The 26,253-nt window shown below is 51.3% G+C and carries 21 protein-coding genes, 1 rRNA gene, 1 pseudogene and 2 other annotated features (1 of these 25 cut by a window edge); of the genes and pseudogenes, 13 read left to right on the forward strand and 10 right to left on the reverse strand.

Annotation, left to right across the window (positions count from 1 at the left end):
* The first annotated feature begins 10 nt into the window (after nt 1–10).
* The 5 genes from SK34_RS22550 to ompL all read left to right on the forward strand — a co-directional run bounded on the left by SK34_RS22550 (nt 11) and on the right by ompL (nt 6,593).
* A complete protein-coding gene (locus SK34_RS22550; RefSeq protein WP_048234234.1) occupies nt 11–853 on the forward strand; it encodes an aldose-1-epimerase in 843 nt (280 codons plus the stop codon).
* Nucleotides 854–901: 48 nt separating this feature from the next.
* Nucleotides 902–2,938, forward strand: coding sequence for an alpha-glucosidase (locus SK34_RS22555; protein ID WP_048234235.1), 2,037 nt, complete (start codon nt 902–904; stop codon nt 2,936–2,938).
* Nucleotides 2,939–2,983: 45 nt separating this feature from the next.
* Complete coding sequence (locus SK34_RS22560) at nt 2,984–4,366, forward strand: MFS transporter (protein ID WP_003028647.1); 1,383 nt, start codon at nt 2,984–2,986, stop codon at nt 4,364–4,366.
* Between the two features lie 46 nt (nt 4,367–4,412).
* Complete coding sequence (locus SK34_RS22565; protein WP_003028645.1) at nt 4,413–5,834, forward strand: MFS transporter; 1,422 nt, start codon at nt 4,413–4,415, stop codon at nt 5,832–5,834.
* A 66-nt stretch (nt 5,835–5,900) separates the two neighbouring features.
* On the forward strand, nt 5,901–6,593 hold the full coding sequence (gene ompL / locus SK34_RS22570; RefSeq protein ID WP_048234237.1) for a porin OmpL: 693 nt from the start codon (nt 5,901–5,903) through the stop codon (nt 6,591–6,593).
* Nucleotides 6,594–6,663: 70 nt separating this feature from the next.
* Here ompL and typA read toward each other — a convergent pair whose 3' ends face one another.
* Nucleotides 6,664–8,487, reverse strand: a complete 1,824-nt coding sequence (gene typA, locus SK34_RS22575) for a ribosome-dependent GTPase TypA (RefSeq protein WP_003028641.1) — start codon at nt 8,485–8,487, stop codon at nt 6,664–6,666.
* 380 nt (nt 8,488–8,867) lie between these two features.
* On the opposite strand from typA, the gene glnA reads away from it, so the two are divergent.
* The 4 genes from glnA (at nt 8,868) to SK34_RS24765 (ending at nt 13,250) form a co-directional block, all read left to right on the forward strand.
* Nucleotides 8,868–10,277, forward strand: a complete 1,410-nt coding sequence (glnA, locus tag SK34_RS22580) for a glutamate--ammonia ligase (RefSeq protein WP_003028638.1) — start codon at nt 8,868–8,870, stop codon at nt 10,275–10,277.
* Between the two features lie 281 nt (nt 10,278–10,558).
* Nucleotides 10,559–11,608 (forward strand): nitrogen regulation protein NR(II), encoded by a 1,050-nt coding sequence (gene glnL / locus SK34_RS22585; RefSeq protein WP_003028636.1) that lies wholly within the window; start codon nt 10,559–10,561, stop codon nt 11,606–11,608.
* Nucleotides 11,609–11,618: 10 nt separating this feature from the next.
* A complete protein-coding gene (glnG, locus tag SK34_RS22590; RefSeq protein WP_003028633.1) occupies nt 11,619–13,028 on the forward strand; it encodes a nitrogen regulation protein NR(I) in 1,410 nt (469 codons plus the stop codon).
* 111 nt (nt 13,029–13,139) lie between these two features.
* Nucleotides 13,140–13,250 carry a YshB family small membrane protein gene (locus SK34_RS24765; RefSeq protein ID WP_003028631.1) on the forward strand — a complete coding sequence of 37 codons (111 nt, stop codon included), beginning with the start codon at nt 13,140–13,142 and terminating at the stop codon, nt 13,248–13,250.
* 39 nt (nt 13,251–13,289) lie between these two features.
* On the opposite strand, the gene hemN is transcribed toward SK34_RS24765, so the two are convergent.
* From hemN to SK34_RS25055, 3 genes and pseudogenes are all read right to left on the reverse strand, one after another.
* The gene (gene hemN, locus SK34_RS22595; protein WP_032938390.1) at nt 13,290–14,663 is read right to left on the reverse strand and encodes an oxygen-independent coproporphyrinogen III oxidase; all 1,374 of its coding nucleotides are present in this window, start codon (nt 14,661–14,663) and stop codon (nt 13,290–13,292) included.
* Nucleotides 14,664–14,851: 188 nt separating this feature from the next.
* Nucleotides 14,852–15,367: a Der GTPase-activating protein YihI gene (yihI, locus tag SK34_RS22600; protein WP_016151253.1), complete on the reverse strand. Its 516-nt coding sequence runs from the start codon at nt 15,365–15,367 to the stop codon at nt 14,852–14,854.
* A 165-nt stretch (nt 15,368–15,532) separates the two neighbouring features.
* Nucleotides 15,533–15,718: pseudogene (locus SK34_RS25055) on the reverse strand (hypothetical protein).
* 209 nt (nt 15,719–15,927) lie between these two features.
* Between SK34_RS25055 and yihA the strand changes: the two are divergent.
* Complete coding sequence (yihA, locus tag SK34_RS22605; protein ID WP_003847926.1) at nt 15,928–16,560, forward strand: ribosome biogenesis GTP-binding protein YihA/YsxC; 633 nt, start codon at nt 15,928–15,930, stop codon at nt 16,558–16,560.
* Between the two features lie 119 nt (nt 16,561–16,679).
* On the opposite strand, the gene SK34_RS25235 is transcribed toward yihA, so the two are convergent.
* Both SK34_RS25235 and polA read right to left on the reverse strand, forming a co-directional pair.
* Entirely contained in the window at nt 16,680–16,727 is a 48-nt protein-coding gene (locus tag SK34_RS25235; protein WP_071892919.1) for a small protein SpfP, read from the reverse strand.
* A 166-nt stretch (nt 16,728–16,893) separates the two neighbouring features.
* Nucleotides 16,894–19,680, reverse strand: a complete 2,787-nt coding sequence (gene polA, locus SK34_RS22610; protein ID WP_048234238.1) for a DNA polymerase I — start codon at nt 19,678–19,680, stop codon at nt 16,894–16,896.
* A gap of 363 nt (nt 19,681–20,043) precedes the next feature.
* Here polA and SK34_RS22615 point away from each other — a divergent pair, with 363 nt between their 5' ends.
* Complete coding sequence (locus SK34_RS22615) at nt 20,044–20,979, forward strand: acyltransferase (protein WP_003028622.1); 936 nt, start codon at nt 20,044–20,046, stop codon at nt 20,977–20,979.
* Between the two features lie 13 nt (nt 20,980–20,992).
* Here the strand turns inward: SK34_RS22615 and dsbA are convergent, their stop codons facing one another.
* The 3 genes from dsbA to SK34_RS22630 form a co-directional block, all read right to left on the reverse strand.
* The gene (gene dsbA / locus SK34_RS22620) at nt 20,993–21,616 is read right to left on the reverse strand and encodes a thiol:disulfide interchange protein DsbA (protein ID WP_003028621.1); all 624 of its coding nucleotides are present in this window, start codon (nt 21,614–21,616) and stop codon (nt 20,993–20,995) included.
* Nucleotides 21,617–21,632: 16 nt separating this feature from the next.
* Entirely contained in the window at nt 21,633–22,619 is a 987-nt protein-coding gene (locus SK34_RS22625; protein WP_048234240.1) for a serine/threonine protein kinase, read from the reverse strand.
* Between the two features lie 76 nt (nt 22,620–22,695).
* Nucleotides 22,696–22,965: a YihD family protein gene (locus SK34_RS22630; protein WP_003028616.1), complete on the reverse strand. Its 270-nt coding sequence runs from the start codon at nt 22,963–22,965 to the stop codon at nt 22,696–22,698.
* A 69-nt stretch (nt 22,966–23,034) separates the two neighbouring features.
* Between SK34_RS22630 and mobA the strand changes: the two genes are divergently transcribed.
* Both mobA and mobB read left to right on the forward strand, forming a co-directional pair.
* On the forward strand, nt 23,035–23,619 hold the full coding sequence (gene mobA / locus SK34_RS22635) for a molybdenum cofactor guanylyltransferase MobA (RefSeq protein ID WP_048234242.1): 585 nt from the start codon (nt 23,035–23,037) through the stop codon (nt 23,617–23,619).
* The gene (gene mobB, locus SK34_RS22640; protein WP_032938387.1) at nt 23,616–24,119 is read left to right on the forward strand and encodes a molybdopterin-guanine dinucleotide biosynthesis protein MobB; all 504 of its coding nucleotides are present in this window, start codon (nt 23,616–23,618) and stop codon (nt 24,117–24,119) included. Before mobA ends, mobB begins: the two co-directional genes overlap by 4 nt.
* Nucleotides 24,120–24,419: 300 nt before the next feature.
* On the opposite strand, the gene rrf is transcribed toward mobB, so the two are convergent.
* Nucleotides 24,420–24,535 (reverse strand): 5S ribosomal RNA (gene rrf / locus SK34_RS22650).
* 108 nt (nt 24,536–24,643) lie between these two features.
* Nucleotides 24,644–25,516, reverse strand: a sequence feature (23S ribosomal RNA rRNA prediction is too short).
* Nucleotide 25,517: 1 nt separating this feature from the next.
* Nucleotides 25,518–26,253 (reverse strand) — a sequence feature (23S ribosomal RNA rRNA prediction is too short); it runs 133 nt beyond the window's last position.

Here is a 26,253-nt window from a genome sequence, read left to right on the forward strand (position 1 = left end):
GTGGGCTGCCATGCATAGCGGTGGAAAAACCATTCATCTTCAGGCCGGACACTACCAGGCGAAAATCGTCACGGTTGGCGCTGGGCTAGCAGAATTGACGCACCGTGGGCGTCATATCGTTATTCCCCACAAACCGGAAGAAATGCCGCTGGCACACTTGGGGAAAGTGTTAATCCCCTGGCCAAACCGCGTTGTAGACGGCAGCTATCACTATAACGGCAAGGATTACCAGCTTGCCGTTAACGACTCAGTGTCACATACCGCCATTCATGGGTTACTGGCCTGGCGGGACTGGCAGATTAACCAGCAGTCGGCATCGGAAGTGTCGCTGACGATTTTTCTGCCGCCTTCTTATGGTTATCCCTTCGCGCTGGTTTCAGAGGTGATTTACCGACTGGAGGCAACCCGTGGACTGCACGTTTTTATCCGCACACAGAATGTGGGTGACGAAATCGCGCCGTATGGCGCGGGAGCACATCCCTATTTGACCTGCAATCTGCAACCCATTGATGACTGTGAATTAACACTCCCGGTGAGTGAAGAAACATGTGATGAACGATATTTCACCAAGCCGCAACGCATTGCGCAGACCGCTATCGATCATACGTTCAGGACTATGCCACCTGACGCTGAGTGGGAAGTCAGGATGACCAGCCCATCGCAAAACATGTCCACTTTTTTACGCAGCCACCAGCCCTGGTTGCAAGTGTATACCGGCGAAAAATTAGCACGGCGTGGCCTGGCGGTTGAACCGATGACCTGCCCGCCTGACGCCTTTAACTCCGGAATTAGCCTGATTCATCTCGCGCCCGGAGAACAACATCAGATGCATTTTTTAATCGGCAGTGAATAACAGATTTCCGACAAATTACCGAATTACCCTATTTTTACGGAGACGACAATGAATTCGCTACAACAACGGTCAACCGCCTTAGAACTCAAATCATTACCTGATGGATTTGCTTTAACGTACCACCAACGCCTGATTTTACGCCACAGCACAGAAACGCCCTGCCTGTGGGTCGGCGCTGGCGTTGCCGACATTGACATGTTTCGCGGCAACTTCAGCATTAAAGACAGGCTCAATGAGAAGATTGCTCTAACTGGCGCCACGGTAAGCGAGTCCCCAGACGGCTGGCGGGTGCATTTCAGCCGCGGTGATACCATCAACGCCACGCTGCATATTTCCACCGATGAACAGGGTCGCCTGAAGCTGGATCTGCACAACGGCGATCTCAACCATAACCGCATCTGGCTGCGTCTGGCCGCCAGGGCGGACGATCATATTTACGGCTGCGGCGAACAGTTCTCTTATTTCGACTTACGCGGTAAGCCGTTCCCGCTGTGGACCAGCGAACAGGGCGTGGGCCGAAACAAAAACAGCTATGTCACCTGGCAAGCCGACTGTAAAGAGAATGCCGGTGGCGACTACTACTGGACTTTCTTCCCACAGCCGACCTTCGTCAGCACGCAGAAGTACTACTGCCACGTTGATAACAGTTGCTATATGAATTTCGACTTCAGCGCGCCGGAGTATCACGAACTGGCGCTGTGGGAGGACAAAACCACCCTGCGCTTTGAGTGCGCTGATACCTACATCTCTCTGCTGGAAAAACTGACTGCGCTGTTAGGACGCCAGCCGGAGCTGCCGGACTGGATCTACGATGGCGTCACGCTCGGTATTCAGGGCGGTACTGAGGTTTGCCAGAGCAAACTGGACACCATGCGTAACGCAGGCGTGAAAGTAAACGGCATCTGGGCGCAGGACTGGTCCGGGATCCGCATGACCTCCTTTGGCAAGCGCGTGATGTGGAACTGGAAGTGGAACAGCGACAATTATCCGCAGTTGGATAGCCGTATTAAGCAATGGAAAGAAGAAGGCGTGCAGTTCCTCTCCTACATCAACCCGTATGTTGCCAGCGATAAAGATCTCTGTGCCGAAGCGGCCAAACACGGTTATCTGGCGAAAGATGCCTCCGGCGGCGATTACCTCGTAGAGTTTGGCGAGTTTTACGGCGGCGTGGTCGATCTGACCAACCCGGAAGCCTACGACTGGTTCAAAGAGGTCATCAAGAAAAACATGATCGAACTGGGCTGCGGCGGCTGGATGGCAGATTTTGGCGAATACCTGCCGACAGATACGTATCTGCACAACGGCGTCAGCGCCGAGATCATGCACAACGCCTGGCCCGCACTGTGGGCGAAATGTAACTACGAAGCGCTACAGGAGACCGGCAAACTCGGCGAGATCCTGTTCTTTATGCGTGCGGGTTACACCGGCAGCCAGAAATACTCCACCATGATGTGGGCGGGCGATCAGAACGTGGACTGGAGCCTTGACGACGGTCTGGCTTCCGTCGTTCCTGCAGCGCTGTCGCTGGCGATGACCGGTCACGGTCTGCACCACAGCGATATCGGCGGCTACACCACCCTGTTTGACATGAAACGCAGCAAAGAACTGCTGCTGCGCTGGTGTGACTTCAGCGCCTTCACGCCGATGATGCGTACCCACGAGGGTAACCGCCCAGGCGATAACTGGCAGTTTGATGGTGATGCTGAAACCATCGCCCACTTTGCACGAATGACCACCCTGTTTACCACCCTGAAACCGTATCTCAAACAGGCCGTCGCGCAAAACAGCGCTACCGGTCTGCCGGTGATGCGCCCGCTGTTCCTGCATTACGAAGACGATGCACGGACCTATACCCTGAAATATCAGTATCTGCTGGGACAAGATCTTTTGGTCGCGCCGGTTCACGAGCAAGGCAAGTCCGACTGGACCCTGTATCTGCCGGAAGATAGCTGGATAAATGTCTGGACCGGGGAAACCTATCAGGGCGGTGAAATTACCGTGGATGCGCCTATTGGCAAGCCTCCGGTGTTTTATCGCGCGAAGAGTGAATGGGCGTCACTGTTTGCCACTTTACGCAACATCTAATACGGCTCGCCCGTGGGGAGACTCACGGGCACATGGAGAATAATAATGAGTCAGACCTCTTCTAATCCGGCAACCCTACGCTTGCCGTTCAAAGAAAAACTCGCCTATGGGATGGGTGATTTAGGTTCCAATATCCTGCTGGACATAGGTACGCTCTATTTACTCAAGTTTTATACCGATGTTCTTGGTTTACCTGGAACTTATGGCGGTATCATTTTCCTTATCGCCAAGTTTTTTACCGCGTTTACCGATATGGGGACTGGGATTATGCTCGACTCGCGCCGCAAAATCGGCCCGAAAGGCAAATTCCGCCCGTTCGTTCTGTATGCCGCATTTCCAGTGACGCTGCTGGCGATTGCGAACTTTGTCGGTACACCATTTGAAGTCACCGGTAAAACGGTGATGGCAACGGTACTGTTTATGCTGTACGGACTGTTCTTCAGTATGATGAACTGCTCTTACGGTGCGATGGTCCCCGCGATCACCAAAAACCCGGACGAACGCGCCTCGCTGGCTGCCTGGCGACAGGGCGGAGCCACTCTTGGCCTGCTGCTGTGCACCGTCGGTTTTGTGCCAGTAATGAACCTGATCGAAGGCAACTCACAGTTGGGCTATATCTTCGCCGCCACCTTATTCTCTCTGTTCGGCTTGCTGTTTATGTGGCTGTGCTATGCCGGGGTTAAAGAACGCTACGTGGAAGTGAAACCCGTTGATGCCGCGCAAAAACCGGGATTGCTGCAATCCTTCCGCGCCATCGCAGGTAACCGCCCGCTGTTTATTCTGTGCGTTGCCAACCTTTGCACACTTGGCGCGTTTAACGTCAAGCTGGCGATTCAGGTCTATTACACCCAGTACGTACTGAACGACCCGATTCTCCTTTCCTGGATGGGCTTTTTCAGCATGGGCTGTATCTTCATCGGTGTCTTCTTGATGCCGGGAATGGTCAGACGTTTCGGCAAGAAAAAGGTCTACATCGGCGGTTTGTTGATTTGGGTCGCGGGCGATCTGCTTAACTACTTCTTTGGCGGCGGTTCCGTCAGCTTTGTCGCTTTCTCGTGCCTGGCGTTCTTCGGCTCAGCATTCGTCAACAGCCTGAACTGGGCACTGGTCTCTGACACGGTAGAATATGGCGAATGGCGTACCGGCGTTCGTTCGGAAGGCACGGTATACACAGGCTTCACCTTCTTTCGTAAAGTGTCACAAGCGCTGGCAGGATTCTTCCCCGGCTGGATGCTGACGCAAATCGGCTATGTCCCCAACGTGGTGCAATCTGCCAGTACGGTCGAAGGGTTGCGTCAGCTGATCTTTATTTATCCCTGCGCGTTGGCGGTGATCACCATTGTAGCTATGGGCTGTTTCTACAACCTTAACGAGAAGATGTATGTCCGCATCGTTGAAGAGATAGAAGCGCGTAAACAAACCGTTTGATAATAATAATGAATAGCGCTCTACGGGGCGCTATTGAGGAGCGATTATGTCTTTTCATGATCCGCTAACGCTAAAACTGAGCCTGCGTGAAAAATTCGCCTACGGAGTGGGTGACTTCGGCTCAAATTTGATGCTGTGTATCGGCACACTGTATCTGCTTAAATTTTATACCGATGAACTAGGGATGCCGGCCTGGTACGGTGGGATTATCTTTTTGGTGGCGAAGTTCTTCACCGCCTTCACCGATATTCTGACCGGCGTGTTGCTGGACTCAAGGCGTAATATTGGCGCAAAGGGGAAATTCAGACCCTTTATTTTGTATGCGTCATTTCCTGTCGCCGTCGTCGCCAGCGCGCAATTTTTAGCGACAGGCTTTACGCTAACGGTGAAAACGGGGCTGGCAACGGTGTTGTTCATGCTGTTCGGCCTGTTCTATAGCCTGATGAACTGTTCCTACGGCGCGATGGTGCCTGCAATTACTAAAAATCCACATGAACGCGCTCAGCTCGCCGCCTGGCGTCAGGGCGGCGCTACCGTAGGCCTGTTACTGTGTACCGTTGGCTTTATGCCGATTCAGGCGCTATTTGTCAGTTCGCCTTCGCTGGGGTATCTGATTGCCGCACTGCTCTTCTCTGTCTGCGGATTGTTCAGTATGTGGTGGTGCTTTAGCGGTGTGAAGGAACGCTATATCGAAATCGTGCCGGATCACCATAAACCCAGTATTCTCAAATCGTTCTGCGCCATTTTCCGTAACCCTCCACTACTGGTGCTATGTGTTGCCAACTTGTGCACGCTGGCGGCATTCAACATTAAGCTGGCAATTCAGGTGTATTACACCCAGTACGTGCTGAACGATATACATCTGCTGTCGTGGATGGGTTTCTTCAGCATGGGATGCATTCTGGTTGGGGTACTGCTGGTTCCCACAGCTGTAAAACGCTTCGGTAAAAAACAGGTTTACCTCGGCGGTCTGGCGCTATGGGCAATCGGCGATGTGCTGAACTTTTTCTGGGGCAGCACGTCATTTTTATTCGTGATGTTTTCTTGCATGGCCTTCTTCGGAACCGCTTTTGTTAACAGCCTGAACTGGGCGCTGGTTCCGGATACGGTCGATTATGGCGAATGGAAGACGGGGATCCGTGCGGAAGGCTCGGTATATACGGGTTATACCTTTTCGCGCAAAATTTCCGCGGCGCTCGCAGGCTTCCTGCCTGGGATTATGCTGACACAAATCGGTTATATCCCTAACATAGCCCAGAGCGATGCTACCCTGCTCGGTTTGCGTCAACTCATCTTTCTCTGGCCTTGCGGACTTGCAATTATTGCAGCACTCACAATGGGCTTCTTTTATAAACTCAACGAAACACGTTTTGCTTTTATTATTGAGGAAATCAGCCAACGGAAGAAAAACAACATCCAACCGGACCCTATTACCAATAAAAAGAATACCTCTGCTGTAAACGTATAAAAATAATAGCCGCCTATTCCATCCAAATGGATGGCGGCCTCCCTACGCTTAAAAAATGGATTTATCATGAAAAAATTAACGACAATAATTTTCTTATCCTCTGTGGTATCAACTTCTGCTTTCGCTGGAGCCTATGTAGAAAACCGGGAAGCATATAACCTGGCGTCCGATCAAATAGAGATCATGATGCGCGTCGGCTATAACTCTGATATGGGTGCGGGTATCATGCTCACCAACACCTACACGATGCAACGCAAGGATGAGCTAAAACACGGCTATAACGAAATAGAGGGCTGGTATCCGTTATTTAAACCGACAGATAAATTAACAATCCAACCTGGCGGGCTAATAAACGATAAGAGTATTGGTTCTGGCGGTGCTGTTTATCTGGATGTTAACTATAAATTTACACCATGGTTTAATCTTACCGTGCGTAATCGATATAATCATAATAACTACAGTTCAACCGACCTGAACGGTGACCTGGATAATAATGATACCTATGAAATAGGTAACTACTGGAACTTTGCCATTACCGATAAATTTTCCTATACCTTTGAACCGCACTATTTTATGCGAGTCAATGACTTCAATAGCAGCAACGGAAAAGATCATCACTGGGAAATTACCAATACCTTTAAATATCGGATCAATGAACACTGGTTGCCCTACCTGGAATTACGCTGGTTAGATCGCAATGTTGAACCCTATCATCGCGAACAAAACCAGATTCGTGTTGGGGCAAAGTATTTCTTCTGATACTGCTGATGATAAAAAAAGCCGCTGATAATCAGCGGCTTTTTTATGCTTACCTGAGAAAGAGCGTTAATTACTCTTCTTTCGCGCCACGCATTGCACGGCGACGATCGTTTTCAGTCAGGTGACGCTTACGAATACGGATAGAGGTTGGAGTAACTTCTACCAGTTCGTCGTCATCGATGAATTCCAGAGCCTGCTCCAGAGTCATCTTAACCGGCGGAACCAGAACCGTTGCTTCGTCAGTACCGGACGCACGCATGTTGGTCAGTTTCTTACCGGTCAGGCAGTTTACAGTCAGGTCGTTAGAGCGGCTGTGAATACCGATGATCTGGCCTTCGTAAACTTCAGCACCGTGACCCAGGAACAGCTTACCGCGGTCCTGCAGGCTGAACAGTGCAAACGCAACTGCTTTACCCTGGCCGTTGGAGATCAGTACGCCGTTCTGACGCTGACCCACATCACCCGCACGAACATCGTCGTAGTGGCTGAAGGTGGAGTACAGCAGACCGGTACCGGAAGTCATGGTCATGAATTCTGAACGGAAGCCGATCAGACCACGGCTTGGGATCACGTAGTCAAGACGTACGCGGCCTTTGCCATCTGGATTCATGTTTTTCAGGTCGCCTTTACGCTCACCCAGAGCCTGCATGACAGAACCCTGATGCTGCTCTTCGACGTCCAGCGTTACGTTTTCGAACGGCTCTTGTTTACGGCCATCGATTTCGCGGAAGATAACTTTCGGACGGGAAACCGCCATTTCGAAACCTTCACGACGCATGTTTTCAATCAGAACAGACAGGTGCAGCTCACCACGACCGGATACACGGAACGCATCCGCATCTTCGGTTTCTTCAACGCGCAGCGCAACGTTGTGCACCAGCTCTTTGTTCAGGCGGTCAAGGATCTGACGAGAGGTAACATATTTACCTTCTTTACCACAGAACGGAGAGGTGTTTACGCAGAAGAACATGGTTACGGTCGGTTCATCAACGGACAGAGCCGGCAGCGCTTCGACGTTCTGCGGATCGCAGATGGTGTCGGAGATGTTCAGTTCGCCCAGACCGGTGATTGCGATGATATCGCCGGCTTCGGCAATATCGCTCTCGATACGTTCCAGACCCAGATGAGTCAGAACTTTACCGACTTTACCGTTACGGGTTTTGCCTTCGCTATCAATGATAGTGATCTGCTGGTTCGGTTTAACTTTACCGCGTTTAATGCGGCCGATGCCGATTACGCCAACGTAGTTGTTGTAGTCCAGCTGAGAGATTTGCATCTGCAGCGGGCCATCAAGGTCTACGTTCGGAGCCGGTACACGATCAACGATGGTCTGATACAGCGGAGTCATGTCTTCAGCCATATCTTCGTGATCCAGACCTGCGATACCGTTCAGCGCGGAAGCGTAAACGATCGGGAAGTCCAGCTGTTCGTCGGTAGCGTCGAGGTTAACGAACAGGTCGAATACCTGATCAACAACCCAGTCAGGACGAGCGCCAGGACGGTCAACTTTGTTGATAACAACAATTGGCTTAAGGCCATGGGCAAAGGCTTTTTTGGTCACGAAGCGCGTCTGCGGCATCGGACCATCCATTGCATCCACCACCAGCAGCACGGAGTCGACCATGGACATTACACGTTCAACTTCACCACCGAAGTCGGCGTGCCCCGGGGTATCAACGATGTTGATGCGGTAGTCATTCCATTTGATAGCGGTGTTTTTAGCGAGGATGGTAATCCCACGCTCTTTCTCCAAATCGTTGGAGTCCATCACGCGCTCTTGGGTTTCAGCACGTGCATCGAACGTACCGGATTGTTGGAGCAGCTTGTCTACCAGGGTCGTTTTACCATGGTCTACGTGCGCGATGATGGCGATGTTACGCAAATTTTCGATCACAACTTTGCCTCAGGCATTTTAGAAATAGCGCGTTATTGTACACGGATTAATCGCAGTACAAAACAGGATCACAAACATCCTCCGCAAACAAGTATTGCAGAGTTTCTTTGTGATCACATTCACGGAGCGTTAAAAGGGGTAATCTGACATGCTTTGCACCAATATGGTGCTTAATGTTCACATTAAAGCACTATAATGGTGCAATACAACCTTCATGGTGCAGCCCCTTTGCACGATAGTGCGCATGATAACGCCTTTTAGGGGCAATTTAAAAGTTGGCACAGATTTCGCTTTATATTTTTTACGGCGACACGGCCAATTTTTTGCAGAATTGAAGACTTCGTTACCACGACGACCATGACCAATCCGGGAGAGTAAGTATGTCCGCTGAACACGTTTTGACGATGCTGAACGAACACGAAGTGAAGTTTGTTGATTTGCGCTTCACTGATACCAAAGGTAAAGAACAGCACGTCACTATTCCTGCTCATCAGGTAAATGCCGAATTCTTTGAAGAAGGCAAAATGTTTGACGGCTCCTCAATCGGTGGCTGGAAAGGCATTAACGAATCAGACATGGTTCTGATGCCAGATGCGTCTACTGCACTCATCGACCCGTTCTATGAAGAGTCCACCCTGATCATCCGTTGCGATATCCTGGAACCTGGTACACTGCAGGGCTATGACCGCGACCCGCGCTCCATCGCAAAACGCGCTGAAGAGTATCTGCGTTCTACCGGCATCGCAGACACCGTTCTGTTCGGGCCAGAGCCAGAATTCTTCCTGTTTGACGACATCCGTTTCGGCGCGTCTATTTCCGGTTCCCACGTGGCAATCGATGACATCGAAGGCGCATGGAACTCCTCCACCAAATACGAAGGTGGTAACAAAGGTCACCGTCCTGGTGTGAAAGGCGGTTACTTCCCGGTTCCTCCGGTAGATTCTTCTCAGGACATCCGTTCTACCATGTGTCTGATCATGGAAGAGATGGGCCTGGTTGTTGAAGCGCATCACCACGAAGTGGCGACCGCTGGCCAGAACGAAATCGCGACCCGCTTTAACACCATGACCAAAAAAGCGGACGAAATTCAGATCTACAAATACGTCGTGCACAACGTTGCGCACCGTTTCGGTAAAACCGCGACCTTTATGCCAAAACCGATGTTCGGTGATAACGGTTCCGGTATGCACTGCCACATGTCCCTGTCCAAGAACGGCGTAAACCTGTTCTCTGGCGACAAATATGCGGGTCTGTCTGAGCAGGCGCTGTTCTACATCGGCGGTGTAATCAAGCACGCTAAAGCGATCAACGCCCTGGCTAACCCGACCACCAACTCCTATAAGCGTCTGGTCCCAGGCTACGAAGCGCCGGTAATGCTGGCTTACTCTGCCCGTAACCGTTCTGCTTCTATCCGTATTCCGGTTGTTGCTTCTCCGAAAGCGCGTCGTATTGAAGTGCGTTTCCCGGACCCGGCTGCTAACCCATACCTGTGCTTCGCAGCACTGCTGATGGCTGGTCTTGACGGTATCAAGAACAAGATCCACCCGGGCGAAGCCATGGACAAAAACCTGTACGACCTGCCGCCGGAAGAAGCGAAAGAGATCCCACAGGTTGCTGGTTCTCTGGAAGAAGCACTGAAAGAACTGGATCTGGACCGTGAGTTCCTGACTGCAGGCGGCGTGTTCACCAATGAAGCGATCGATGCGTACATTACGCTGCGTCGCGAAGAAGATGACCGTGTGCGTATGACTCCGCACCCGGTAGAGTTTGAGCTGTACTACAGCGTTTAATCGTTTGAGTTGCCGTGGAACTTTTAGCCTGCTCAGGCAGGCTTGAGATCGATGGCGAATGATAGGACGCCTGATGGCGCAAGCTTATCAGGCCTACCGGTAACATCACCTTGTAGGCCGGATAAAGCAAAGCCGCCATCCGGCATCTGCGTTTGCCAGTCATCTGTAGCCCATCCCAGGATGGGCTTTTTTCTCCACTAACAACCTGCTTTCTCGCGCTTTTTTGATGTAAAAAGCTATAATGCACTAAATTGGTGCAACACTTTTCAGGAGACTGCTGAATGGCAACCGGCACGCTGCCCGATGCTGGGCAGATCCTCAATTCTTTAATCAACAGCATTTTGCTCGTCGACGATGAGCTGGCGGTACATTACGCCAACCCGGCGGCACAGCAGCTGCTCGCCCAAAGCTCCCGCAAACTGTTTGGTACACCGCTTCCCGATCTGTTGAGTTATTTCTCCTTAAACATCGGGCTGATGCGAGAGAGCCTGGAAGCAGGCCAGGGCTTTACGGATAACGAAGTGACGCTGGTGATAGACAGCCACTCACATATCCTCTCAGTGACCGCTCAGAGGCTGCCTGATGGCCTTATCCTGCTGGAGATGGCGCCAATGGATAACCAGCGCCGTCTGAGTCAGGAGCAGCTCCAGCACGCCCAGCAGATTGCCGCCCGCGATCTGGTGCGCGGTCTGGCGCACGAAATCAAGAACCCTTTAGGTGGATTACGCGGCGCAGCGCAGCTACTCAGCAAAGCGCTTCCGGACCCGGCGCTGACCGAATATACCAAAGTCATTATTGAGCAGGCCGACCGCCTGCGTAATCTGGTCGACCGTCTGCTGGGACCACAACAGCCTGGCATGCATGTCACGGAAAGTATTCATAAGGTGGCGGAGCGCGTGGTGGCGCTGGTCTCAATGGAGCTCCCGGAAAACGTCACGCTGATTCGTGATTACGACCCGAGTCTGCCCGAATTACTGCACGACCCGGACCAGATCGAGCAGGTTCTGTTAAACATCGTGCGCAATGCTTTGCAGGCGCTGGGAGCGGAAGGCGGTGAGATCATTCTGCGTACCCGCACCGCGTTTCAGCTCACGCTGCACGGCGTACGTTATCGCCTGGCGGCACGGATTGATGTTGAGGACAACGGTCCGGGTATTCCCTCGCATTTGCAGGACACGCTGTTCTACCCAATGGTCAGCGGTCGCGAAGGCGGTACTGGGCTTGGATTATCCATCGCCCGCAATTTAATTGATCAACATTCCGGCAAAATTGAATTTACCAGTTGGCCGGGTCATACCGAGTTCTCGGTTTACCTGCCTATCAGGAAATAAGGTGACGTTTATGCAACGAGGAATAGTCTGGGTCGTTGATGACGATAGTTCCATCCGTTGGGTGCTTGAACGTGCGCTCGCAGGGGCAGGGCTAAGCTGTACCACATTTGAAAGTGGTAAAGAGGTGCTGGACGCGCTGGCCAGCAAAACGCCTGACGTACTGTTGTCGGATATTCGCATGCCGGGCATGGACGGTCTGACGCTGTTAAAACAAATTAAACAGCGGCATCCGATGCTTCCGGTCATCATAATGACCGCGCACTCCGATCTGGATGCTGCCGTCAGCGCCTATCAGCAAGGGGCATTTGATTATCTGCCCAAACCTTTTGATATTGATGAAGCCGTGGCGCTGGTCGAACGTGCCATCAGCCATTATCAGGAACAGCAGCAGCCGCGCAATGTTCAGATCAACGGCCCAACAACCGACATCATCGGCGAAGCGCCGGCAATGCAGGACGTCTTTCGCATTATTGGCCGCCTGTCCCGATCGTCAATCAGCGTATTGATTAACGGGGAGTCCGGGACCGGTAAAGAGCTGGTCGCCCATGCACTGCACCGTCATAGCCCGCGCGTCAAAGCGCCGTTTATCGCCCTGAACATGGCGGCAATCCCAAAAGATTTGATCGAATCTGAGCTGTTTGGTCACGAGAAAGGCGCGTTTACCGGGGCGAATACCATTCGTCAGGGGCGCTTTGAACAGGCTGACGGCGGTACGCTGTTCCTCGATGAAATTGGCGATATGCCGCTGGACGTGCAAACGCGTTTATTGCGCGTATTAGCCGATGGACAGTTTTACCGCGTTGGCGGCTATGCGCCCGTGAAGGTGGACGTACGTATTATCGCCGCCACGCACCAGAATCTGGAACTACGCGTACAGGAAGGCAAATTCCGCGAGGACTTATTCCATCGTCTGAACGTCATCCGCGTGCATTTGCCGCCGCTGCGTGAACGTCGGGAAGATATCCCACGTCTGGCGCGCCATTTCCTGCAGGAGGCCGCGCACGAACTGGGGGTTGAAGCCAAACAATTACACCCGGAGACCGAGGCGGCGCTGACCCGTCTGGCCTGGCCGGGTAACGTGCGTCAGCTTGAGAACACCTGCCGCTGGTTAACCGTCATGGCCGCCGGCCAGGAAGTACTGATTCAGGACTTACCAGCCGAGCTGTTTGAAACCACCGTGCCCGACGCACCGTCCCATATGCAGCCAGACAGCTGGGCAACCCTGTTGGCACAGTGGGCAGACCGGGCCTTACGTTCCGGTCATCAAAACCTGCTTTCTGAGGCTCAACCGGAAATGGAGCGCACGCTGTTGACCACCGCGCTACGTCATACCCAGGGGCACAAACAGGAAGCCGCACGCCTGCTTGGTTGGGGCCGTAATACCTTGACGCGTAAGTTAAAAGAACTCGGAATGGAGTGACGATTCGTCACTGTGTAAAGATTGATAATTGAGCGCAAATTGCTGCTATTTTGCGCTTTACTGTTCCGATGAGTTAAGTATGATCGTGCCCGGCAAACGGGGGAAGTCATCATGCTGGAATCAATGATTAATCTGCTGTCGAGCGGTGCGGTCGAGAGCCATACGCCACAAACTGCGGTTGCCGCAGTGCTGTGCGCGGCGCTGGTTGGGCTGTTCAGCTAAGCAGTTTGCCCGGTGGCGCTGACGCTACCGGGCAAAACGTTAAATCACCCGTGAGAACTGCTGCATGCGTGCTTTCTGCCGCAGATAGGCATCAAAGCACATGCAAATATTACGGATCAACAGGCGCCCCTTCGGCGTAACCTGAATCCCCTTCTCATCCACATCCACCAGCCCATCTTTCGCCAGCGGTGCCAGCAGTTTCAGGTCTTCGGCAAAATAGTCAGCGAAGTTCAGAGCCCATTGCTGTTCCACAGCGGCATAGTCGAGGCGGAAGTTACAGATCAGGAGCTTAATAACATCACGACGAATGCAGTCATCGCGGGTCAGGGCAATTCCGCGCCACAGTGCGTTCCCCTGCTCGTCAACCTGCTGATAATAGCGCTTCAGCTCTTTCTGGTTCTGCGCATAGTTGTCACCAATCATACTAATGGCTGACACGCCCATTCCCAGCAGATCGGTATCACCCTGGGTGGTATAACCCTGGAAATTACGATGCAGCACACCCTTGCGTTGAGCAATCGCCAGCTCATCATCCGGCCGAGCAAAGTGATCCATACCAATGAACTGATAACCGGTTTCGGTCAGTGAAGAAATGGTTTCCTGCAGGATATCCAGCTTCTGCTGCGCGCTGGGCAGGTCGGCGTCTTTAATCTTGCGCTGAGCGGCAAACAGCGTCGGCAGGTGCGCGTAGTTGAAGACGCTCAGTCGGTCTGGATTCAGCTCAGCAACGCGTTTCAGGGTAAAGGCGAAACTTTCCGGCGTCTGTTTTGGCAAACCATAAATCAGATCGATATTCGTTGAGGTAAAGCCAATCTCACGCGCATGATTCAGCAGCGCAAAGATAAACTCCTCATCCTGCTCACGGTTCACCAGGCGCTGAACTTCTTTATTGAAGTCCTGCACCCCCATGCTCAGGCGGTTAAAACCTTCAGCGCGTAAATGATCGAGCACATCCAGCTCAATTTCACGCGGATCCACTTCGATCGAGATTTCGGCGTCGTCGTTAAAGTTAAAGTTGCCACGCAGCAGCGACATCAAACGGCTGATTTGCGCTTTATTCAGATACGTTGGCGTGCCGCCGCCCCAGTGCAGCTGACTGACATGACGTCCGGCAAACAGCGGTGCGCGATGAATAATTTCTTGTTCTAAGACATCGAGGTATTGATCGGCTTTATGCTGCTGGCGAGTCACGACCTTGTTACAGCCACAGAAATAACACAGCTTGTGGCAGAACGGGATGTGAACGTACAGCGAGAGAGGACGCTCAGGATAACGCGCCACGGCCTTTAGAAATGCTTCAGTGCCGTAGTCTTCAGAAAACTCCAGCGCGGTCGGGTACGAGGTATATCGTGGCCCGGAATAGTTATATTTCTGGATCAGGGCCAGGTCCCAGTCTATTAACTGCTCTGACATGCTCACTCCTTCCGATGGCGTCTCTGGCGGGTACGGCGTACCGACTTAACCCCAGTACGGGTGATAAGTCGGTTGCGCAGCCACTTCTGTCGCCGCGACAACCGCTGTAGTTTAACGAATAACCACACCAGATAACATATAACCGGAAGGGTTATAAGCAGGACGGGAAGACCCACGGTGTAAAACCGTTAGTTGCCGCCTTTCAGCAGGCGCATCATGTCTTCCTGCTTTTCTTCTTCTTCTTCCTCTTCTTCCTCGTCATCGTAAGAAAGACCCAGCTTTTGCATCAGCTCATCAATGCGGTCCAGCTTGGCATCAACCCAGGACTGATCTTCCGCGCTCAGGGTCTCTCCTGCTTCAAGACGCTCCAGCAGCGCATCCAGGCGCTCATCCGTTTCCAGTAAATCCAACTCAGCCTGTGGTGAAAGCATAGGTTTCTCACTCTTCGGTTTGTGCTGTTTGGTGACTTTTTCGGTCACGCCCAATGGAATGGGGGTTTTGCTGCCAATACGAGGATCTTTTTGCTTATTTTGGTTTCCGCCACCAGATGCGCCTTCGCTACCGGACGCACGGCTACCTGCCGCATGACCACGGTGTTTTTTCTGGCGCTTACGGTCGCGAGCTTCCTGGTTAATTTCTTCGCGTGTTTTACGACGCGCTTTTGCAGGGCCTTTACCGCGTGGTGTAGAAGTTGGTTTCATCATGATTCGTCTTTGGCTGTTTTATTCAGTATATAATTGCGCCGGAATCTAGCAGAAATAAAGAAAAAAGGCGACAGAGTAATCTGTCGCCTTTTTTCCTGACTCTCAACCCTTACGGGCTCTACAATCCCTGTTGGCTATCAACACACCCTGTTTTTCCCTTAGCCTCTAACATTCCGTGTTGTTTCCATTTCCTTTTACTAACGTCTCCGGACGTTTGTCTTCCTGACAATCCTGTGTCTTCGCCTCCTGGCGCTCCTGACCCTCATCCTGAGTCGTCTATCCTGTCAGCTTCCTCGCTATGGATGCTACTTTACCGTTTTGGTTTAAACGTACAAGTAACCTGGGTAACAATTTCTGATTTTAAGAATAGCGCCCAAATGTAACTCTATGATTTATTTTATTTCTGTCATTTTTTACTCTGTCATCTCGTATAGAAACTGTCGGCAATGTCTCACAAAGCGCGTGGTTTTTACTCACACAGCCCACTCGTCGAAAAACCAGCCTTTTGCTGGGGTTCAGGTATAATCGCTGCAAAGCCCTGATTGATGGAGAGGACTGCTTTGACTAACTTGAATTATCAACAGACGCACTTTGTGATGAGTGCGCCTGATATTCGCCACTTACCTTCCGACACCGGTATAGAAGTGGCTTTTGCTGGCCGTTCCAACGCAGGCAAATCCAGTGCGCTAAATACCCTGACGAATCAAAAGGGTCTGGCACGTACATCTAAAACGCCAGGTCGTACTCAGCTCATCAACCTGTTTGAAGTCGTTGACGGCAAACGCCTGGTCGATTTGCCAGGATACGGTTATGCCGAAGTTCCAGAAGAGATGAAGCGTAAATGGCAGCGCGCGCTGGCTGAATATCTGGAAAAACGTCAGAGCCTGCAGGGTCTGGTGGTACTGATGGATATTCGTCACCCGTTAAAAGATCTCGATCAACAGATGATCCTGTGGGCGGTTGAGAGCAACGTTCAGGTTCTGGTACTGCTGACTAAAGCAGATAAGCTGGCCAGCGGTGCACGCAAAGCGCAACTGAATATGGTACGCGAAGCCGTACTGGCATTTAACGGTGATGTGCAAGTAGAAGCATTTTCATCGCTGAAAAAGCTGGGTGTGGACAAACTGCGGCAAAAACTGGATAGCTGGTTTAGTGAACTGGCACCGGTTGAAGAGATGCAGGACGGGGAATAACCCACCGTATTGCCGGATGGCGCCGCTGCGCGTCTTGTCCGGCCTACAGCATGTACAAAACTTTTCTTTCGCACAATAAAAAACGCCCCAGTCATTACTGACTGGGGCGGCTAAAATATTCAGCCAAATCCGATTACGTGAAGTAAAAGGTCTGAAAGATAGAACATCTTACCTCTGTACCCTACGAGAATAACTTTACTCTTTTTTGAGCAGCTCAGAAAGCACTTTTTGTAATTTTTTTTCATTCCTTATATAGGGAATTCTAATGGACATCACAAAAAGTTCTCTCTTATGTTGCTTAGTTACGAAAAAGAGCCGTTATTCAGTAAACCCTTAGTGCGCCTGATCCCAGTTTTCGCCACTACCGACTTCCACCAGCAACGGCACGTCAATCTGGGTCTCGTTTTCCATCAGTTGGTGGATCTTTTTAGAGACGCTTTCGAGGTCATTTTTATGCACTTCAAACACCAGTTCATCGTGTACCTGCATGATCATACGCACACGCGGTTGCTCGGTTTGCAGCCATCTGTCCACCGCAATCATCGCTCGTTTGATAATGTCTGCGGCAGTACCCTGCATCGGGGCGTTAATTGCCGCGCGTTCTGCACCTGCACGACGAGCACCATTACTGGATTTAATATCCGGTAAATAGAGACGGCGACCTTCCAGCGTTTCTACATAACCCTGCTCTTTCGCCTGCGCGCGGGTACGTTCCATATATTCCAACACGCCTGGGTAGCGTTCGAAGTAGAGATCCATGTACTTCTGCGCTTCTTTACGCGGAATATTCAACTGGCGCGCCAGACCAAAGGCGCTCATCCCGTAGATCAAACCGAAGTTGATGGCTTTCGCGCTGCGGCGTTGCTCGCTGGTCACAGAATCAAGCGGTAAACCAAAGACTTCTGCCGCCGTTGCGCGGTGAATATCTTTCCCTTCGGCAAACGCGGTAAGCAGACCTTTATCACGTGAAAGGTGCGCCATGATACGCAGTTCAATCTGTGAGTAGTCCGCAGAGACAATCACGTAGTCTTCTGGCGCAATGAACGCCTGACGAATACGACGACCTTCGTCATTACGTACCGGGATGTTTTGCAGGTTCGGATCCGTTGAAGACAAGCGACCCGTTGCGGTAACTGCCTGATGATAGGAAGTGTGCACGCGCCCGGTCTTCTTGTTAATCATCAACGGAAGCTTATCCGTATAGGTCGACTTCAGTTTTGCTAACCCACGATATTCCAGGATAACTTTCGGCAACGGATAATCCAGCGCGAGCTCTTCCAGCACCTCTTCTGACGTTGATGGTGCGCCGCCAGGGGTTTTCTTCAGCGGCTTAATACCCTGCTTTTCAAACAGGATGGTTTGCAGTTGCTTGGTGGAAGAGAGGTTAAACGCTTCTCCGGCGATCTCGTGCGCTTTTTGCTCCAGCTCGTTCAAACGCAGCGTCAGTTCTTCTGAATGCTTGTGCAGAACAGCCGGATCGATTTTCACACCGTTGCGCTCAACACGAGACAAAACTGGCACCAGCGGCATATCGATATTTTCAAAGACGTTCAGTGGCCCTTTATGTTGCTGTAATTCTGGCCACATTTTCAGATGCAGCTGTAGCGTAACGTCGGCGTCTTCCGCAGCGTAACGCCCGGCTTCTTCCAATGCTATCTGGTTAAAGGTCAGCTGGTTTTTGCCTTTTCCAGCGATCTCTTCAAAGGTGATAGTTTTATGTTTAAGCCAGCGGTCCGACAGGCTGTCCATATCGTGTCGGCCAGCGACGCTGTTAAGAATGTAGGATTCAAGCATGGTGTCAAAGGTGATGCCGCGCAGCTCGATGCCATAGTTCGCCAGGATACCACGATCGTACTTCAGGTTCTGCCCGACTTTGTGCGCGTTCTCATCTTCCAGCAGCGGCTTCAGCAGCTGCAGCGCGCGATCGCGAGCTATTTGATCGGGGGCATCCAGGTAATCGTGGGCAACAGGAACATATGCCGCCACACCCGGTTCAATGGCAAAAGACAGGCCAACCAGATTCGCGGAAATATTGTCCAGGCTGTCAGTTTCAGTATCGAAGGCAAAGACAGGTGCTTTTTTCAGCTTCGCGATCCACTCTTCCAGCGTCGCTTCGTCCAGAATCGTCACATAGTTATCATACGAAAGAACCGTAGCCGGCTCCTCAGGCGTTTCATCGACGACAATAGTTTCTTGCGGTTTTGCCGCCGGCTTCGTCCCTTTCGCCTGTAGCCATTTACCCGCTTCAACGTCAGTAACCCAACGTTTGAATTCATACTGTTTAAACAGGCCAAGCAGTTCTTCCGCCGCCGGTTGACGGACTTCCAGCTGCTCGCAGGTCAACTCCAGCTCAACATCCGTTTTGATAGTAGCCAATTGATAAGAGAGGTACGCCACCTCTTTATTCTGCTCAAGTTTGCCCGCCATGGTTTTCGCACCACGGAATGTCAGCCCTGCAATTTTGTCTGATTCAGCATAGAGAGTATCCAGCCCACCCAGCCCCTGCAGCAGAGCCTGCGCAGTTTTTTCACCTACGCCTGGAACGCCAGGGATGTTATCTGAGGAATCCCCCATCAGCGCCAGGAAATCGATGATCAGTTCCGGCGGGACACCGTATTTATTTACCACCTCATCCGGGCCGAGGATCGTATTGGTCATGGTGTTGATAAGGGTGATATTCGGCGTCACCAACTGAGCCATATCTTTATCACCAGTGCTAATCAGCACCGGACGACCCACCTTCTCTGCTTCCCGCGCCAGCGTACCGATGACATCATCCGCCTCCACGCCAGAAACCGCCAACAGTGGCAGCCCCATCGCTTTTACCATCGCATGCAGAGGTTCAATCTGCGCACGCAGATCGTCCGGCATGGGTGGGCGGTGCGACTTATAGTGTTCGAATAACTCATCACGGAAGGTTTTACCCTTGGCGTCGAATACCACCGCCGCGTGGGTCGGCTGATATTGCAAAATCAAGCTACGCAGCATGTTGAGGACACCGTACATCGCACCCGTAGGTTCTCCTGCACTGTTAGTCAGCGGTGGGAACGCGTGGTATGCGCGATACAGGTAAGATGAGCCATCTACAAGGATAAGTGGGTTTTCTGGGATCTGAACCATAATGTCCGTGCCTGTTTATCAGATTATGGGTAAAGGATGCCACAGACAGGATGAAAACATGAGTTTTTCGCCGCATTTGTCGAAAAACTTTTGTAGATCTTCTGCTTTGCTCGCAAAGACAGCTGTGGATAACTTTGTGAATAAATAATTTACAGCTCTTTAAATATAACAAGGCAATCATTGCCTCATAATATTTTTATATGTATTTCAATGAATTAAATAAATACACAGCATTTTATTCCATTTTTACAGCTTATATCCTGATGTGGATAGATATTCCTCTTTTTTCTATTGAGGTAAGATCCATCATTTGGTTCGTTTTCTGATAAAATCAGCCCCTTGCGCCTCTTTCGCGCACTGTCTATGGCTAACCTTTTGAATAATTTAATTATGACGAGAATACTCGCTGCGATAACGCTGTTGCTGAGTATCGTATTGACCATATTGGTCACGATTTTTTGTTCTGTGCCGATCATCCTTGCGGGAGTTGTGAAACTCCTTTTGCCTATTCCTGTCGTCTGGCGCAAGGTTTCTGTCTTCTGTAATTTCATGATGTACTGCTGGTGTGAAGGTCTGGCGCTACTGCTGCACCTTAATCCACGGCTAAAGTGGGATGTTGAAGGACTGGAAGGTCTTAGCAAGAAAAACTGGTATCTGCTCATTTGTAATCATTACAGCTGGGCCGATATCGTTGTGCTTTGCGTTCTGTTCCGTAAGCACATCCCGATGAATAAATATTTCCTCAAGCAGCAGTTGGCCTGGGTACCCTTTATTGGCCTGGCCTGCTGGGCGCTGGATATGCCGTTTATGAAACGCTATTCACGTGGCTATCTGCTTCGCCATCCGGAACGCCGTGGTAAAGATGTCGAAACAACGCGTCGTTCCTGCGAGAAATTTCGCGTACACCCGACAACCATTGTGAATTTTGTCGAAGGTTCGCGCTTTACCAAAGATAAACGTGAGCAAACCCGCTCGCCCTATCAAAACCTGCTCCCTCCTAAGGCGGCCGGTATTGCAATGGCATTGAATGTACTGGGTTCACAGTTCGATAAAATGTTGAACGTCACGTTGTGCTATCCGGAAAACAGCAGTCGACCGTTCTACGACATGCTGAGCGGTAAGTTAACGCGGATTGTCGTGCGGGTGAATCTGGAGCCAATTCATGAAGAGTTGCACGGTGATTACGTGAACGATAAGGGATTCAAGCGTCGGTTTCAGCTCTGGCTAAATACGCTATGGAGTGAGAAAGACGCGCAGCTCGACGCGATTAAAGCCTCAAATAAAAAAGCCGGTCAGTGACCGGCTTTTGCTTTTATTTCTGACCAACCAGGTACTTCACGGTATCCGCATACTGTTGTACGAAGATATCCATGCTGCTGGTATCCATGCCCTGCGGGTTGACCTGATATTTGCCATTCACGAACATCGCCGGAACGCCCTGCAGCTGTAAATCAGCCGCCGCTTTTTCCTGCTGTGCCACAAGTGATTTCACTACGAAGCTGTTCCATGCCGCATCATAATCTTCGCCTTTAATACCTGCGTCGACAAACACTTTACGGATATCAGCAACAGACTGAACGGTCTGGGTTTTCTGAACGCCTTCAAACAGCGGAACGGTGACCTGATCTTCAACACCCAGCGCCATTGCAACCGCCCATGCCTGCGTCAGATCTTTACCCAAAGGCCCGAGAAACTCGACGTGGTATTTGGTCATCTTGGTGCCTTCCGGCAGCTTTTTCTTCACATTATCAGATACGTGAAGCACTTCTTCAAACTGGTAGCAGTGCGGGCAGTAGAAGGAGAAGAACTCCAACACTTGCGGTTCACCCGCAACTGGCTTTTCCAGAGTGATGTATTGTTTGCCATCCTGGAACTGCGCTGCAGATGCGCTAAAAGCTAAGACCATACCAGCCAGCGCCAGCCATATTTTTTTCATGTTCAAGTTTCTCCGATTAATACATTGGCGTTAATTGTAAGGGGGGCTCTTGCAGAATTTTTGCCTGCTCAATAAAGGTCGCGGTCTGACGATGCCAGTAATCTTCCCCGGTTAACCACGGGAAGTTTTTTGGAAATGCAGGGTCAGCCCAACGTCGAATTAGCCAGGCAAGATAATAAACGAAACGCATAGCGCGTAAAGGTTCTATCAGTCCGATTTCAGAGATGTCGAACTCACTAAACTCTTCATAAGCCTCGATAATGGTTTCAAGCTGCATACGTTGTTCAGCTTTATCGCCATTGAGGAGCATCCATAAATCCTGAATAGCCGGACCGTTGCGGGCATCATCTAAATCGACAAACATCGGGCCATCGCGCCACAGAATATTACCGGCATGACAATCACCGTGCAGGCGTAACGTGGTAAAACGCGTATGCCAGCGTTCGGTAACGATCGCGATAAGCGCATCCGTTGCCTTCAGGAAGGCCGCTTTTTGCCCTGATGGGATTAGCTGTGCGTGTTCAAAAACTTTACGCGGCTCAGTCAGGTATTCTTCAAGGCCGATCGTTGGGCGGAAGGCAAAAGTACGCTTGCATCCGGTCTGGTGCATACGCCCGAGATAGCGCCCCACCGCCTCCATCTGATCGATGTTGTCGGCTTCAAACTGGCGTCCACCGACGCTGGGGAAGATCGCATAATGGAAACCCTGATGGCTTAATAGCGTTTGGCCGCTGAATACCAGCGGAGCAGCTACCGGGACTTCATCGCTTACCAGTTCCAGAGCAAACTGGTGCTCTTCCTGGATCTGATCGACAGACCAACGTTCAGGGCGATAAAACTTAACGACAAAGCGTCGACGGTCTTCGTCCTGGAATTGATAGACACGGTTTTCATAGCTGTTAAGCGGGGTAAGCCCGGAGTCCACCCGGATCCCCTGCTCAAACAGTGCATCCATGATGGTATCCGGGTGTAGCGTCTGGAAATTAAAAGCGTTGTCGTTCATCCCATCATCCGGAAAATACTACGAATGATTCAGGATATCATTTCGCAGCGCTTTCGGTGGCGGCGATTACAAGCTTTTACTCTTTAATTACGCCACGTGCGCGGAGTAGTGCAGTTTTAAAATCTTCTTCATAATCTTTCTGAATACCTGGAATGACCGCATCTTTCGCCGAGTCACGCATTTTCAGGTGATAGATCAGAATGTCATCAGTTAAATCCGCCAGTTCGCCGTCAAAACCTGACTCTTGCGCCAGTTTCTGTAAAAATTGCATCAGGTTAAGATCGGGTTCCTTCTGCCAGGCAGGCTGGAGGAGTTCAATAACTTCATTCAGACGTTTACATTTCATGGTTGTGCTCCTTAGGCTCAATACAGATACGTTAGCAGGGTCAATCCCACATTAAAAGAGGCGATATCAGTGATTCTGGATAGTGCAATAACAGGGGTTGTGCTGGCTGGCGGTAAGGCCAGACGGATGGGCGGAACCGATAAAGGTCTGCTTGAGCTGGGCGGTAAACCTCTTTGGCGACATGTGGCCGACATTCTCGCTTTGCAGGTCGAAACCGTGGTGGTTAATGCCAATCGCCATAGGGATATATACCAGCAAAGCGGCCTGAAAGTTATTCCCGATTCATTGGCCGATTTCCCTGGCCCACTGGCCGGGATGCTATCGGTATTCCTGCAGCAAACGGGAGAATGGTTTTTGTTCTGCCCGTGCGATATGCCCTATATTCCTCACGATCTGGTCGCTCGTTTAAAAGAGCAGCGCAAAGCAGCACCGGTTGTCTGGGTGCATGATGGTGAAAGAGATCACCCAACCATTGCGCTGATGCACCGCTCTATGCAGCCTTTACTGCAGGATTATCTTCAGTCCGGTGAACGACGCGTTATGGTCTTTATGCGTCTGGCTGGCGGTCATGCTGTCGATTTCAGCGATCATAAAGATGCGTTCGTAAACGTGAACACCCCCGAAGAGCTCGCAAAATGGCAGGAAAAATCATGATCCCATTACTCGCCATTGCGGCATGGAGCGGCACGGGAAAAACCACGCTGCTCAAAAAGTTGATCCCAGAACTACGTGCCAGAGGTATACGTCCCGGATTGATTAAGCATACTCATCACAAGATGGATGTCGACAAGCCCGGTAAAGATAGCTATGAGTTACGCAAAGCCGGTGCAGCACAAACGCTGGTCGCCAGCCAGCAACGTTGGGCATTAATGGTAGAAACACCGGAAGAGCCCGAACTGGATTTAGCGTATCTGGTAAGCCGGATGGACGCTTCAACGTTGGATATGGTGTTGGTCGAGGGATTTAAGCATGAACCTGTCGCTAAGATCCTACTTTTCCGCGAAGGCTGCGGGCATAGTCCTGAGGAATTGGTGATGGACGACTATGTTATAGCGGTTGCCAGTGACGTTCCGCTGGCGGTGGATGTTCCATTGTTAGATATCAACAACACACAGCAAGTAGCTGATTTTGTTACGCAATGGGCCAGAAGATAACTGCGGTGTCGTGATCTGCCTGATGCGCTACGCTTATCAGGCCTGCACAATACGTTCAGCCCGGCGGTTTTTACCCCGCACACACGCAAAAAAGCCCATCCGTCAGGATGGGCTTCTTCACTTTATTTGATGCCTGGCAGTTTATGGCGGGCGTCCTGCCCGCCACCCTCCGGGCCGTTGCTGCGCAACGTTCAAATCCGCTCCCGGCGGATTTGTCCTCCTCAGGAGAGCGCTCACCGACAGACCACAGATAAAACAAAAGGCCCGGTCTTTCGACCGGGCCTTTCGCTTTTATTTGATGCCTGGCAGTTCCCTACTCTCGCATGGGGAGACCCCACACTACCATCGGCGCTACGGCGTTTCACTTCTGAGTTCGGCATGGGGTCAGGTGGGACCACCGCGCTACAGCCGCCAGGCAAATTCTGTTATTAACCCGCTTTTCGCCGGTTAATGTAATCTGTAATCAATGCTGAAAATCGTCTCAATTTCGCCAAAACATCTTCGGCGTTGTAAGGTTAAGCCTCACGGTTCATTAGTATCGGTTAGCTCAACGTATCGCTACGCTTACACACCCGACCTATCAACGTCGTCGTCTTCAACGTTCCTTCAGGAGACTTAAAGTCTCAGGGAGAACTCATCTCGGGGCAAGTTTCGTGCTTAGATGCTTTCAGCACTTATCTCTTCCGCATTTAGCTACCGGGCAATGCCATTGGCATGACAACCCGAACACCAGTGATGCGTCCACTCCGGTCCTCTCGTACTAGGAGCAGCCCCCCTCAATTCTCCAGCGCCCACGGCAGATAGGGACCGAACTGTCTCACGACGTTCTAAACCCAGCTCGCGTACCACTTTAAATGGCGAACAGCCATACCCTTGGGACCTACTTCAGCCCCAGGATGTGATGAGCCGACATCGAGGTGCCAAACACCGCCGTCGATATGAACTCTTGGGCGGTATCAGCCTGTTATCCCCGGAGTACCTTTTATCCGTTGAGCGATGGCCCTTCCATTCAGAACCACCGGATCACTAAGACCTGCTTTCGCACCTGCTCGAGCCGTCACTCTCGCAGTCAAGCTAGCTTATGCCTTTGCACTAACCTCCTGATGTCCGACCAGGATTAGCTAACCTTCGTGCTCCTCCGTTACTCTTTAGGAGGAGACCGCCCCAGTCAAACTACCCACCAGACACTGTCCGCAACCCGGATAACGGGTCCACGTTAGAACACCAGCCATTAAAGGGTGGTATTTCAAGGATGGCTCCATGCAGACTGGCGTCCACACTTCAAAGCCTCCCACCTATCCTACACATCAAGGACCAGTGTTCAGTGTCAAGCTATAGTAAAGGTTCACGGGGTCTTTCCGTCTTGCCGCGGGTACACTGCATCTTCACAGCGAGTTCAATTTCACTGAGTCTCGGGTGGAGACAGCCTGGCCATCATTACGCCATTCGTGCAGGTCGGAACTTACCCGACAAGGAATTTCGCTACCTTAGGACCGTTATAGTTACGGCCGCCGTTTACCGGGGCTTCGATCAAGAGCTTCTCCTTACGGATAACCCCATCAATTAACCTTCCGGCACCGGGCAGGCGTCACACCGTATACGTCCACTTTCGTGTTTGCACAGTGCTGTGTTTTTAATAAACAGTTGCAGCCAGCTGGTATCTTCGACTGATTTCAGCTCCACGGGTAAACCGCTTCACCTACATATCAGCGTGCCTTCTCCCGAAGTTACGGCACCATTTTGCCTAGTTCCTTCACCCGAGTTCTCTCAAGCGCCTTGGTATTCTCTACCTGACCACCTGTGTCGGTTTGGGGTACGATTTCGTGTTACCTGATGCTTAGAGGCTTTTCCTGGAAGCAGGGCATTTGTTACTTCAGCACCGTAGTGCCTCGTCATCACACCTCAGCGTTAAAAAGGTACCGGATTTACCTGGAACCTCCGCCTACATGCTTAAACCGGGACAACCGTCGCCCGGCTAACATAGCCTTCTCCGTCCCCCCTTCGCAGTAACACCAAGTACAGGAATATTAACCTGTTTCCCATCGACTACGCCTTTCGGCCTCGCCTTAGGGGTCGACTCACCCTGCCCCGATTAACGTTGGACAGGAACCCTTGGTCTTCCGGCGTGCGGGTT

This window comes from Citrobacter sp. MGH104 (assembly GCF_001034485.1).
GTDB lineage: Bacteria > Pseudomonadota > Gammaproteobacteria > Enterobacterales > Enterobacteriaceae > Citrobacter > Citrobacter freundii.